This window comes from Propionivibrio sp., from assembly GCF_049316945.1.
In the GTDB taxonomy this organism is placed as follows: domain Bacteria; phylum Pseudomonadota; class Gammaproteobacteria; order Burkholderiales; family Rhodocyclaceae; genus Propionivibrio.
Genome location: NZ_JBMOJE010000069.1, coordinates 14,647 through 27,181 on the forward strand (window position 1 = coordinate 14,647; position 12,535 = coordinate 27,181).

The 12,535-nt window shown below is 58.8% G+C and carries 13 protein-coding genes and 1 pseudogene; 4 read left to right on the plus strand and 10 right to left on the minus strand.

What is annotated here, in order from left to right; translation table 11 throughout:
- Positions 1 to 64 precede the first annotated feature (64 nt).
- The 3 genes from ACOYNV_RS15685 (at position 65) to ACOYNV_RS15695 (ending at position 1,042) form a co-directional block, all read left to right on the plus strand.
- Positions 65 to 229, plus strand: a complete 165-nt coding sequence (locus ACOYNV_RS15685) for a type II toxin-antitoxin system HicA family toxin (protein ID WP_422900732.1) — start codon at positions 65 to 67, stop codon at positions 227 to 229.
- Positions 230 to 238: 9 nt separating this feature from the next.
- A complete protein-coding gene (locus ACOYNV_RS15690) occupies positions 239 to 652 on the plus strand; it encodes a type II toxin-antitoxin system HicB family antitoxin (protein ID WP_422900733.1) in 414 nt (137 codons plus the stop codon).
- A 261-nt stretch (positions 653 to 913) separates the two neighbouring features.
- Positions 914 to 1,042, plus strand: a complete 129-nt coding sequence (locus ACOYNV_RS15695; RefSeq protein ID WP_422900734.1) for a hypothetical protein — start codon at positions 914 to 916, stop codon at positions 1,040 to 1,042.
- Here the strand turns inward: ACOYNV_RS15695 and ACOYNV_RS15700 are convergent.
- From ACOYNV_RS15700 to ACOYNV_RS15745, 10 genes and pseudogenes are all read right to left on the minus strand, one after another.
- The gene (locus ACOYNV_RS15700; RefSeq protein ID WP_422900735.1) at positions 1,039 to 1,299 is read right to left on the minus strand and encodes a type II toxin-antitoxin system RelE family toxin; all 261 of its coding nucleotides are present in this window, start codon (positions 1,297 to 1,299) and stop codon (positions 1,039 to 1,041) included. The two genes, ACOYNV_RS15695 and ACOYNV_RS15700, sit on opposite strands and share 4 nt — an antisense overlap.
- Positions 1,289 to 1,537: a type II toxin-antitoxin system Phd/YefM family antitoxin gene (locus tag ACOYNV_RS15705; RefSeq protein WP_422900736.1), complete on the minus strand. Its 249-nt coding sequence runs from the start codon at positions 1,535 to 1,537 to the stop codon at positions 1,289 to 1,291. Before ACOYNV_RS15705 ends, ACOYNV_RS15700 begins: the two co-directional genes overlap by 11 nt.
- 190 nt (positions 1,538 to 1,727) lie before the next feature.
- Entirely contained in the window at positions 1,728 to 2,864 is a 1,137-nt protein-coding gene (locus ACOYNV_RS15710; RefSeq protein WP_422900737.1) for a potassium channel family protein, read from the minus strand.
- Positions 2,865 to 2,900: 36 nt separating this feature from the next.
- Positions 2,901 to 3,680, minus strand: a complete 780-nt coding sequence (locus tag ACOYNV_RS15715; RefSeq protein WP_422900738.1) for an ABC transporter ATP-binding protein — start codon at positions 3,678 to 3,680, stop codon at positions 2,901 to 2,903.
- Positions 3,681 to 3,816: 136 nt separating this feature from the next.
- Positions 3,817 to 5,577, minus strand: a complete 1,761-nt coding sequence (locus tag ACOYNV_RS15720; RefSeq protein ID WP_422900739.1) for an ABC transporter permease subunit — start codon at positions 5,575 to 5,577, stop codon at positions 3,817 to 3,819.
- Positions 5,578 to 5,585: 8 nt separating this feature from the next.
- The gene (locus ACOYNV_RS15725) at positions 5,586 to 6,623 is read right to left on the minus strand and encodes a branched-chain amino acid ABC transporter permease (protein WP_422900740.1); all 1,038 of its coding nucleotides are present in this window, start codon (positions 6,621 to 6,623) and stop codon (positions 5,586 to 5,588) included.
- 297 nt (positions 6,624 to 6,920) lie between these two features.
- Positions 6,921 to 8,075 carry an ABC transporter substrate-binding protein gene (locus ACOYNV_RS15730; protein ID WP_422900741.1) on the minus strand — a complete coding sequence of 385 codons (1,155 nt, stop codon included), beginning with the start codon at positions 8,073 to 8,075 and terminating at the stop codon, positions 6,921 to 6,923.
- A gap of 159 nt (positions 8,076 to 8,234) precedes the next feature.
- Positions 8,235 to 9,017 (minus strand): putative bifunctional diguanylate cyclase/phosphodiesterase, encoded by a 783-nt coding sequence (locus ACOYNV_RS15735; RefSeq protein WP_422900744.1) that lies wholly within the window; start codon positions 9,015 to 9,017, stop codon positions 8,235 to 8,237.
- 24 nt (positions 9,018 to 9,041) lie between these two features.
- Positions 9,042 to 10,793: pseudogene (locus ACOYNV_RS15740) on the minus strand (diguanylate cyclase domain-containing protein); the annotation flags it as partial.
- Positions 10,790 to 11,821: a cytochrome-c peroxidase gene (locus ACOYNV_RS15745; protein ID WP_422900742.1), complete on the minus strand. Its 1,032-nt coding sequence runs from the start codon at positions 11,819 to 11,821 to the stop codon at positions 10,790 to 10,792. The pseudogene ACOYNV_RS15740 and the gene ACOYNV_RS15745, both read right to left, overlap by 4 nt.
- Positions 11,822 to 12,191: 370 nt before the next feature.
- On the opposite strand from ACOYNV_RS15745, the gene ACOYNV_RS15750 reads away from it, so the two are divergent.
- Positions 12,192 to 12,535, plus strand: a 344-nt coding sequence (locus tag ACOYNV_RS15750; protein ID WP_422900743.1) for a hypothetical protein, incomplete at its 3' end; no start/stop codon positions are given.

A 12,535-nucleotide genomic window follows, 5' to 3' on the forward strand; every position in this document is an offset into this window, starting at 1 on the left:
CATACCTTTTGTATTTACAGAAATAACAGAAGTGTTTATTATTCATTTCATGAACTCGAAACAGATGAAGAAATGGCTTGAGCAACAAGGCGCGACTTTCGCTGCTGGAAAGGGTTCGCATCTGAATGTGTTCTTGAACGGTAAAAAATCGGTGCTTCCCATGCATGGGACAACCGAACTCGGTAAAGGTCTGGAAGCCGAAATCAAACGCCAGCTAGGATTGAAATAAGGAGGCACCATGTTCGATTACCCCGTGATCCTGACGCCAGACGACGGAACCGTACTGGTTACGTTCCCGGACGTGCCCGAGGCCATCACCTTTGGCGTCAATGAAGATGAGGCGTTGCTCTATGCCGTCGAGGCTCTTGAGTCCGCGCTGTTGTTCTACATTAACGACCGTGCGCCGCTTCCCGTTCCGTCCGAAGCCAATGGCCGCCCCACGGTTCGACCGTCGGCGCTGGAGTGCGCCAAACTAGGCGTTTATCAGGCAATGACCGAGCAAGGCATCAAGAAGTCGGAATTGGCTCGCCGCCTGGGTTGGCATATGCCGCAAGTGGATCGACTGTTCGACCTCTCCCACGCCTCGCGCTTCGACCAGATCGAGGCCGCAGCGCGGGCGCTTGGGCGTCATATCGAGGTTCGTGTGGCGTAGTGCGCTACGGCGTGAAGAAACCGGGGACGGACCACGGTTTTCCAGTATTCAGGGCCGAAGCCACAGAAAACCGTGGTCCCCTATTTATTCTCGGCAATGCCCGTTCACCACTGGGTTGAACTGATCGAAGAGCGGCTAAGTCCGCATGGATAGGCTGTCTACAGCCTATATGCCTGAAGAATGCCATATTTATTGGCTTGCCAGCCTGTATTGCTGTAGATCGCCTATTGGCGAGGCTTGCAAGCCGGCAGTGACCTGTGCATGGCAGGCATCGTCCGTTTTCTGACAACTGACCTGGCGGCAAGCCGGATCAGCCACCATGACCTTGCCTACGATTCGTCAGTAGCGGTCGTGCTGAAGGTTGGCTATCGCTGCTCGGCAGCTTTTTAGACGGCACTTTTCTCACGCTTGCGGACGGCGACAACAACAACGATCAACTGGCTGTCGCGGACTTCGTACACAAGCCGATAGCCAATGCTGCGCAGCTTGATTTTGTAGCGATCTTGATGCCCTGACAGTTTGGCCGTCGGTACTCGTGGCGCCTCCAACCTCTCGGCAAGCTTTTTCTTGAACTGGGCGCGGACTGTACCATCCAGTTTTCGCCACTCGCTCAGCGCATCATCAAAAAAGCCAAGCTCATAGCTCATCGAGCGAAACCTTCGTCACGTTTTGGCCGGCCCGTGCATCTGCAATGGCATTAAGCTCAATGTCGTCGAGTCGTTCCATCATCGACTCATACACGTCAGCCGGCACACAGTAGAAGGCCGGTGCGTTGCGATTCAGAATGGCAACAGGAAACCCCTCGCCGGCGGCGACGGTACCCATTGGATTTTTCTTCAAGTCGGAAATGCTGGCCACTGTCTCTGAAAGTATTTGATAAGTCATGTTCGCTCCAAGACCGTTTTAACGTACCAATAATAGCACTCTAGAAATGCGAAGCAAGCCCGAATTACAAAAGCTCCAGAAATGCGTTCAAGGGGTGTAAGTCGCGAAAACAAGGGACCACGGTTTTCGTTGCTTTCTGTAATCACCCAAAGAGCCTTGATTGGGCTGGCATGACATGAAGGCCATTAGATCAAGTGCAGCGTCCCGATAAGCAGACCGCTTCCTGAGCGAAAGCCTCGGCCGCTTCGACAACCAGGGAGAAGGCGATGCCGTCGCCGCGTTGGTTGATGTGGGCAGAAAGTTCGGGGGAAACCATGCGCATGATGACCGGCACGTTCACCGCACGCGCGTGCAAGGCGATCTGCAGATTGACGGCATCGACATTGGTGACGGTGATGATCAGTGCGGCGCGTTCAAGGGCGGCCAGTTCGAGCGTTTCGCGGGTGCTGGCATCGGCGATGATGGCCTGGTGTCCGAGCAGCCGGAGCGCGGCGACATTTCGGCTGTCGGCGTTACGTTCAATGATCACCGGACGGTTTCCATCGGCGGCGAGCAATTCGGCTACGCGGAAACCGACGTTGCCGGCACCGACGATGATCACGTGCCCGCTGCCGCGCACGCGGGTGCGTCCGTAGACCACGTCAAGTCTTCGGCTCAGCACCCAGTCCGAGAGCAGCGCGAAGAGCACGGCGATAAAACTGGCGCCGGCGAGCATCAAGGCCATGCCGAAGAGTTTGACGCCGGCCGGCGCATCCTTGAGCGAGATATCGCCGTAACCGACGGTCATCACCGTCGTCCACACAAAATAAAGCGCGTCGATATATGAAAGGCTGAGCGCCTGCGAAAAGAACAGCGCGGACGGGAAAACGAGCAGGAAAAGGCAAAGCAGTGCGCCAAGAAGAATGGGGTCTGCGCGGAAACGACGACTTGACCTGGCGTACGGCCCGGGACGGCCAGCCGTTCGTTCGGGAGGGTGTTTCAACAGGCGCCGGGCGGCGTCGGCGAGGACCGGCGCCGTGACCTTGGACATGCTGAGTATGCTGACGCCGGGAATTGTCTCGCCAAGATACGAGGCCAGCGCCGAGTCGAACAGGCGCACCACGAGTCCTATGGAAGGCTTGACTTGCCGTGCCCGGAGCGCCAGGTCAACATTGCCCGCATCATCGTCGGCGGCCAGCACCAGTACGCTGGCGCGCAGGCAAAGCGCCGGATCGAGTCCGTCATCTTCGTCGCAACAAAGGGGAAGTCGCTCAACCTGATGCCCGGTTTCACGCAGACATTGTTCGATCATCGGTGCAAGCTGTCCGCGACCAGCGATCAGGATCATGGCTTGAATCGTCCGGAAAAATAAGGAGCCAGCAATTTACCGGGCGAGGCGCGGCTTGCCGGGGAGACCGAGATAGCACTCGATGACGCGCGGGTCATCGGCCAGGGCGCTGCTCGGCCCTTCAAGCGAAACCTCTCCGGTTTCCAGAACATAACCATAATCCGCCACCTGCAGTGCAACGTGGGCGTTCTGCTCGACCAGCAGGATGGAAACGCCGGTCTTTTTCAACTGGACGATGATGCGGAATATTTCCTTGATCACCAGCGGCGCCAGTCCGAGGCTCGGTTCGTCGAGCATCAGCAGCTTCGGCTTGGCCATCAGCGCACGGCCCATCGCCAGCATCTGGCGCTCGCCGCCGGAAAGGGTGCCGGCCATCTGCTCGTTGCGCTCGCGCAGGCGTGGGAAGATGTCGAAAACCTGATCCATGGTTTCCAGTTCGTCGCGGTGGCCGACGCGATAGCGGTCGAAGGCGCCGAGCAGCAGGTTGTCGCCGACGCTCATTTCGCCGAACAATTCGCGTTTTTCCGGGACCAGCGTAATGCCCTGGCGCACGAGTTTTTCGACCTGCCGCTCGGTGCCCTGCAGTTCGCCGAGGTAGACGATTTCGCCCTGCGCCGGCAGCAGCCCCATCAGGGCGCAGAGCAGGGTGGTCTTGCCGGCGCCGTTCGGGCCGATGACAGTGACGATCTCGCCCTTGTTGATTTTCAGGTTGAGGTGGTGCAGTGCACCGACCTTGCCGTAGCTGACCGAGAGGTCGCGCACTTCGAGCACCACCGGCTTTTCATCGACGTCAATCGTGATGCGCGGGCCGTTCATTCTGGAAACCGCAGTTCAAAGTGACGCATTGGTTGTAGTGCCAGGTTTGGCAAGGGGTTGGCCCTCACCCCAACCCTCTCCCGCGGGGAGAGGGGGCTTGCGACATCGGCATCATGTCCAGGTGCTTTTTCCAGGTTCATTCGACACCTCCGAGATAGGCTTCCAGCACCAGCGGGTTGCGCTGGATTTCTTCAGGCAACCCGGCGGCCAGCTTCTCGCCAAATTCCATGACGACGATGCGGTCGGCCAGCCCCATGACGAATTCCATGTCATGTTCTACCAGCAGGATGCCCATGCCGTCATCGCGCAGGCGGCGCAGGAGGTCGCCGAGCGCCTGCTTTTCCAGGTAACGCAGGCCGGCGGCGGGTTCGTCGAGGAGCAGCAGGCAGGGATCGGCGGCCAGCGCACGGGCGATTTCGACGATGCGCTGCTTGCCCAGCGGCAGGCTGTTGGCCGTTTCGTACATCTGGTCGGCCAGGCCGCAGCGTTCGATCTGCAGCGCCGCTTCATGCAGCAGGCGCGCTTCTTCGTCACGTTCGGTACGGCAGGCGGCGTGAATGAAATTCTTGCGGCCGCGCAGGTGGGCGCCAATCGCCACGTTTTCGAGCACGCTCATGGTCGGCAACAAACGCACGTGCTGGAAGGTGCGGCTAATGCCGCGCCGGGCGATCTCGCGCGCTTCAAGCGCCTCGATGCGCTCGCCGCAAAAGCTTATCTCGCCCGAAGTAAGCGGATCGACGCCGGAAATGCCGTTGAATAGGGTGCTCTTGCCAGCGCCATTCGGCCCGATCAGCGCCATCACTTCACCGGCGTGAACATCGAAGTTCATGTTGTTGTTGGCCACCAGCCCACCGAAACGTTTGGTGCCGTTTCTTATTTCAAGCAGCACGCTGCCGAAGGGCGGAATGGCGCGACGCGGCAGTGCTTCGGCATGGGCAACGCGCGGGCGGTCGGGGTGCTCGGGGATGAAGCGCAGGATGATCGGCCACACGCCATCGCGCGCCCGGTGCAAGACCAGGATCATCAGCAGGCCGAAAACGATCATCTCGAAATTGCCGCTCTGGCCCAGCAACTGCGGCAGCCAGTCCTGCAGCCACTGCTTGAGGATGGTGATCAGGCCGGCACCGAGAATGGCTCCCCAGACATAGCCGACACCCCCGACGACGACCATGAACAGGTATTCGATGCCCTGCGTCAACGAGAACGGAGTGGGGTTGACGAAGCGCTGCAGGTGCGCGTAAAGCCAGCCGGAAAGGCAGGCGTAGAGTGCGGCGGTGGTGAAAATGACCATCTTCGAGCGCGGCGTATTGACGCCCATCGCCTCGGCCATCAGCGAGCCGCCCTTGAGTGCGCGGATGGCGCGCCCCTCGCGCGAATCGAGCAGGTTGCGCGTGGCAACCAGCAGAACCAGCAACATGGCCCAGATCAGGTAATAGAATTCACGCCCGGATTTGATCTCGTAGGCGAAGAGTTGCAGCGCCGGGATGCCGGAAATTCCGGTGTGTCCGCCCAGGAAGTCGACATTGCCGAACAGATAATAGAGGCTGATGCCCCAGGCGATGGTGCCGAGCGGCAGGAAGTGGCCGGAAAGGCGCAAGGTGATGAGGCCAATCGACAGCGCCACGGCAGCGGTGACTACCAGGCCGGCGGGCAGCGTAAGCCAGGGCGAAACGCCATGCACGGTGGTCAGATAGGCCGTGGTGTAGGCGCCGATGCCGACAAACGCCGCCTGCCCGAAGGAGGTCAAGCCGCCGACGCCGGTGAGCAGCACCAGGCCCAGCGCGACGATGGCGTAAAGGCCGATGTAGTTGAGCAGGGTGATGTAGAACTCCGGCAACAGCAATGGGCCGAGCGCCAGCGCAATGATGAAGGCGAGGAGGAATTTGTGGTTATTCATTCCATTAATCATTCCTCCTCCTCGACATGGCGTGTGGTCAGCGAGCGCCAGAGCAGGACCGGGATGATCAGCGTGAACACGATCACTTCCTTGAAGGCGCTGGCCCAGAACGACGAATACGATTCAAGCAGGCCGACCAGAACGGCTCCGGCGGCGGCCACCGGATAGCTCGCCAGGCCGCCGATGATGGCCCCGACAAAGCCCTTCAGGCCGATGAGAAAACCCGAGTCGTAATAAATGGTGGTGACCGGTGAAATCAGAATGCCGGAAAAGGCACCGATCAGCGCCGCCAGGGTAAAGGAAAGCTGGCCAGCCATGGTCGTCGAGATGCCCATCAGCCGTGCGCCGGTGCGGTTCATCGCGGTGGCGCGCAGTGCCTTGCCGTAGATCGTGCGTTCGAAAAAGAAGTAGAGGGCGACGATGAGCACCGCGCTGGAGACCACGACCAGCACCGCTTGCCCCTGCAGCAGCACATCGCCGATCTGCAGGCTGGCATCGGTAAAGGCTGGCGTGCGCGAGCCTTCGGCGCCGAAGAAGAGCAGGCCGAGTCCGATCAGCGTGACATGCACGGCCACCGAGACGATCAGCAACACCAGCACGGACGCTTCGGCAATCGGCTGAAAGGCCAGACGGTAAATCATCGGCCCGAGCGGGACGACCATGAGCAAGGCCAGGCAAACCTGAACCGGCAGGGAAAAAGTCGCCGGGGATACGGCAAAAAGGAGGCCGGCGAGCAGCAGCGGCACACCGCAGTTAACCAGGACGATCAAAGGGATGCGACGCAGCTGGCGCTCGCGCAGGGCCTTTAATACTTCGATAATGGCGATGGCGGCGCCCATGCCGAGCCACAACCAGAGCGTTCCCGGCAATTTTCCCGACTGCAGGCTAGCCAGGGTGAGCGCGCCAAAGGCGACAAACTCGCCCTGTGGAATGAAAATCACGCGGGTCACCGCGAAAATAAGTACCAGCGCCAGCGCCAGCAGCGCATAGACAGCGCCGTTAGTGACGCCATCCTGCGCCAGCAGCAATGCAATCTGCAGATCCATGAAACCCTAATGTAAAAAAACCGTCATTCCGGGCTTGACCCGGAATCTAGAGGTGTGGCACTGGATTCCGGGTCAAGCCCGGAATGACGGGGGTTATTCTTCGGCTCAGCCAGCGAGGCTGACTAATGCGATGAAGCGGACATTTAGAGCTAGTAGTCAGTCAGGTTGAAACGTGCACATGAAAAAATCCGTAATTCCGGGCTTGACCCGGAATCCAGTAGTCCACCACTGGATTCCGGCCTTCGCCGGAATGACGGCTACCCATCAGTTTCATAGTGATTGACTACTAGACGGCTTCTACTTCACCAGCTTCCAGTTGCCGCCTTCGATCATGATCATGACGCGTGAGCGCTGGTCCAGGCCGAGGTGATCCTGCGCGCTGAGGTTGAAAACACCGTGCGCCCCGGTCAGGTCCTTGGTGTTTTCCAGCGCATCGCGCAAGGCTTTGCGGAACTCGGGGGTGCCCGGCTTGGCTTTCTTCATTGCCTCGGGAATGGCGTTTGACAGCAGCTTGCCGGCATCCCAGGCGTGGGCGCCAAACCCTGATACGCTACCCTTGCCGTGTGCCGCCTCGTATTTCGTCACATACTCCAGCGCAACCTTCTTGATCGGGTTGCTGTCCGGCAACTGCGCGGCTACCAGCACGGGGCCGGCGGGCAGGAAAGTGCCTTCGCAGTCCTTGCCGCAAACGCGCAGGAAGTCGGCATTGGCCACGCCGTGCGTCTGGTACATGATGCCTTTGTAGCCCTTTTCCTTGAGCGACTTCTGCGGCAGGGCGGCCGGTGTTCCGGATGCGCCGACCAGCACGGCATCCGGCTTGGTGGAGAGAATCTTCAGGACCTGGCCGGTCACCGAGGTGTCGGCGCGGTTGAAGCGCTCGTTGGCGATGATCTTGATCTTGCGCACTTCGGCAATTTTCGAGAACTCGTTCCACCAGCCTTCGCCGTAGGCGTCGGCAAAACCGATGTAGGCGACGGTTTTTACATTGTTGTTGGTCATGTGCTCGACGATGGCCGTGGCCATCTGCGCGTCGTTTTGCGGCGTCTTGAACACCCAGGCCCGCTTGGCATCCATCGGCTCGATGATGCGGGCCGCCGCCGCCATGGCGATCATCGGCGTCTCGGCTTCGGCAACAACGTCGATCATGGCCAGCGAATTGGGCGAAATGGTCGAGCCGATGATGACATCGACCTTGTTCTCGGCGATCAGCTTCTTGGTGTTCTTGACGGCTGTCGTCGTGTCGGACGCGTCGTCCAGAACAAGGTAGTTGATCTTCTGCCCGGCGATGGTCGTTGGCATCAGGGCAAAGGTATTCTTTTCGGGAATTCCGAGCGAAGCGGCCGGGCCGGTTGCGGAAAGCGTCACCCCGACATTGATGTCAGCATGAGCGGTGGATGCGCCAACAAAACCCATAAGCGCAAACAGCACCGACACTATTGTTTTGGTCTTCATAAAGTCTCCTCCAGTTATTGTTGTGATGTCGCCATCAGTCGTTGCTGCGGCGAGCGCCCATTGTGCCGCCTGCCGGGGAGCGAGACAAGCACAAAGAGGTTTAAACGATTGTGACGCAGGAGAACTTGAGAGTCGGGGCCCGGACTCCTGCCGATGATTCTATGCGCTGAGCAAGGCTTCGAACGCTTCGATCGGCACCGGCCGGCCAAACAGATACCCCTGGTAGTTGGCGCAGTCACTGTTGGCGAGCATCTGTTGTTGCTGCTCGGTTTCCACACCTTCGGCAATGATGCTCAGGTTCATGCTCTGGGCCATGGCAATGATGGTTCGCACAATCACCTGATCGCTGCTGTCGACGCTGATGTCGCGCACGAACGACTGGTCGATCTTTATCTGATCCAGCGGCAGGCGTTTGAGGTACTGCAAGGATGAATAGCCGGTGCCAAAGTCGTCCATCGAAAAGCTCACGCCCAGCGCCTTGAGTTGCCGCATGGAACTGATGACATTCTCGACATTGCCAAGCAACATGCTTTCGGTGATTTCCAGTTTCAGGCGAGCGGGGGTGATGCCGCTACTGATCAGCAGCGATTCGACCTGGTTGACGAAGCCCTCGGCGCCGAATTGCCGCGCGCTGACATTGACCGCGAGCACCAGATCGCGGGTTATGGCGTTAGCCTCCCAGGCCTTGAGTTGGGCACAGGCGGTCTCCAGCACCCATTGCCCGAGTGGTTGAATCAGGCCAGTCTCTTCCGCCAGGGGGATGAACAATGCCGGGGAAACCAGCCCGCGTTGCGGATGATTCCAGCGCACCAGGGCTTCGGCCCCGATGGCGCGCTTGTTGGCGTCCACCTGTATCTGGTAATAAAGGACGAATTGCTGCAGCGTCAGTGCCAGACGCAAATCCGCTTCGAGAGTGGCGCGTGCTTCAAGCGCTGACTGCATGGCCGGGTCGAAGAAGCGAAGGGTATTGCGACCGGCCGCTTTTGCTTGATCCATTGCCGTATTCGCGTGCTGAAGCAGTTCTTCAGCCCCGGCATCCGCCCCGGCATGCTGGTTGAACATGCTGATGCCGATACTGCAGGAACTGGGGTGTTCAAAGTCCTTCAGCCAGTAAGGCTGATTGAGGGACTGCAGGAGCTTTTCTCCCGCCGCCTTGGCTTGGGCGGTCGCTTGTTCCGGCTCGGCACTCAGACCTTCGAGCATGACGACGAACTCGTCGCTGCTCAAACGGGCGAGGGTGTCACCCTCGCGCACGCGGGAACGCAGTCGCTTGGCGGTTTCGATCAAGAGCAGATTGCCGATGTCGTGGCCCTTGATGTCATTGAGGGTCTTGAAGTTGTCGATGTCGATGAAGAGAAGCGAGGCGTGGCCTGCGCTGTGATCACGGGAGGACAGAATGTGGCGCAGACGATCCATCAGCAGACGCCGATTGGGCAGGTCAGTGAGGGTGTCATAGAAAGCGAGCTGGTAGATCTCGGCTTCATCTTGCTTGCGTTGCGTGATGTCGCTGAAGGTGGCGATGTAATGAGTAACTGTTTTCTGCTTGTCATCTTGCGCGTTACCCGAGGTGATGGTCAGCCACTCCGGGTATATCACACCGTTCTTGCGCCGGTTCCACATTTCGCCTTGCCATTGGCCGGTTTTGCTGATTGTCTGCCACATCTGGGTGAAGAACTGGGCATCGTGTCGCCCCGACTGGAGTAGGCGCGGATTCTTTCCGATGACTTCCTCTCGCGTGTAGCCGGTTATTGCGGTGAAGGCGGCATTGACATCCAGAATCGTGCCGTCGGTGTCTGTGATGGTAATGCCTTCCGACGCCGTGGCGAACACGCTGGCCGCCAGCTTCAGGTTGCTGGACTGCTCACGCAGGCGGATGAAGGCCCGGACAGCGTAGCTGAGCAGGGCCAGGGTCGCCAACAACAGGAAAAAGCGGTAAGTGGCGGCGCGCCGTTGCTGGCTGTCGTAGTGGTTCCGATAAGCTTCAGCCAGGCCGGAGTTCCCGGGATGGCTGGTCAGTTGTCGCACCAGGCCGGGCATATCCCGTTCGAACTGATCTATCTGGCGAATGTGGCGCACCAGGCTTTCGATATTTTGCCGGGTGCTGACCGCGATGTTTGAGGTTTGATTGAGCAAGGCGGTAATGGTGGTCTCGATATCGACACGATCGAGCAGCGCACCGTTGATGCGATTCAGCAAGACTTGTTCCACCAGATCGTTGAAGTGTTCGTGAATCACCGACCCGCTGGCGCTGGGCAAGTCACGTTCCAGGTCATCGCGCGCATGGGGCAGATAGATCAAGGAGTTTTTCAGTACCGCATTGAGCGACTTGAATCTTTCCAGCGCTTCGAGCTTGGCCGACAAGCGCTGTTCCAGCGATATCAATTGTTGCCGGGCTTCGACGTCCTCGCGCAGGTCGCCGGCGGCTTCACCTTCCCGCAACTCGCGTACGGTACCCCGCAGGCGGCCGATGATGGCGGTGGCCTGGTCGTAATTGTTCGACAGGCTGAAGTTCAGTTGCAGCACGGCCTCGCCGAGCCGGGCCTCGTCGCTCTGCAAGCGGCTGAAATGGCTTAGCAGGACATTGTGGTGGCGCAGATCGACCGGTTGCGTGAACACGAAAAGAAACACCAATAGCGCTGCCGCTACTACCGTGGCGCCTATACGGTAGAGGTCGGCGTATTCGCCATGATGTGCAGCAAACCACTTATGAGGCTTCATTTGAGTGGCTGGCCCTGATATTCCCCGGTCAGGGTACGCAGGAAGGCGACGATCCTGGCCACTTCAGCCGCGTTGAATTCCGTGCCGAGCTGATAGCGCGCCATGACATTCACTGAGTCCTCCAGCGTCCCGGCTGAGCCATCGTGCAGGTACGGCGGGGTCACGGCGACGTTGCGCAGCGACGGCACCTTGAAGAAATGGCGATCCTGCTCCCGTTTCGTGACGTTGAAGCGGCCCTGATCGGCCTCGCTCATATTGCCGCGCACCGCGAAGTAATCCTCCATGATGCTGAGCTTCTGGTACATGTTGCCGCCGATATTCACTCCCTGGTGGCAACTGGTGCAGCCGTTCTGTTTGAACAGTCGATAACCGGCCAGTTCTTCTTCGTTCAAGGCGCTGTGGTCACCACGCAGAAAGCGGTCGAGACGGGAATTTGGCGTAATCAGCGAACGCTCGAAGGTGGCGATGGCGTCCTTGACGTTGGGCGGCGCAATACCGTCGCGGTAGATGTCCTTGAAATCGGCGTGGTAAAGCGGGTCTCCCGACAGCGTGGCAATGACCTGCGGCCACGTGCCACCCATCTCCAGCGGATGCTGCAGCGGGCCATCGACCTGATCATCCAGCGTTTCGGCACGGCCGTCCCAGAACTGGCGGAAATTGAAACCGCTGTTGAAGACCGTCGGCGCATTGATGCCGCCTTCCTTGCCGCCGATCCCCCGGGAGCGAGCCAGGCGATCAACCCCGCCGGTGGCCAGGTTGTGGCAGTGAACGCAGGACAGCGAGCCATCGCCGGACAGCCCTGGATCGTTGAACAGCCGCTTGCCAAGTGCAACCTTCCGAATGTCGAGCGACAGCTCAAGCGGCAAGGGCACGATCGGATCGGCGGCCGATGTTGTCTGCTCTTGATCTGTCGCGATGACTGCCGCGATTTCTGTTGCATCGTTCCAGTCGAAATATACCAAGCTGACCCCGCCCAATAGCAGGATGGTCAGGGTTGTAGCAATTATCGATTCATTTCGTATTTTCAATGTTTTATGGAAACTAATATAACTTAAGTAGTGTATCTCAGATTGCATTGAAATACTGTCACGAGCCGTGTCTATTTTTTCCTAGAAAAAGCAGTTCGTCCACGAAAAACACCAAAAGCACGAAAAGAATCAAGGAGAGAATAAGCTGAAGATCATCACCCAAAGGGTGAATTGAGAAAATACATCAAGCTGTTGATTTTGTTCGTGTCTTTCGTGATTTTCGTGGATAGGCTGAGGTTTTTAGGTTTATTGCCGATGTGGAACGGCCGCTCGTTCCAATACGCCATGGTAATCGTCGGAACTTAATTCCCCGTGCCAATTCAAACCGCCTGTCAGTCTTTCCTTCCACCCGAAATGAGAGAAATTCACCATGGCAGCCAATCCTGAATCCAAGCGCCTCCAAGCGGCCAAAGCGACGCAAACCCCCTGGAAAAAATGGGGGCCCTATCTCAGCGAGCGCCAGTGGGGAACGGTGCGCGAGGATTACAGTGACAACGGCGACGCCTGGAACTATTTTCCGCATGACCATGCGCGCTCACGGGCCTACCGCTGGGGCGAGGACGGACTAGGCGGCATCTGTGACGACCATCAGGTACTGTGCTTCGCGCTGGCGCTCTGGAATGGCAACGATCCGATCATCAAGGAACGGCTGTTCGGGCTGACCAACAGCGAGGGGAATCACGGCGAGGACGTCAAGGAGTATTACTACTACCT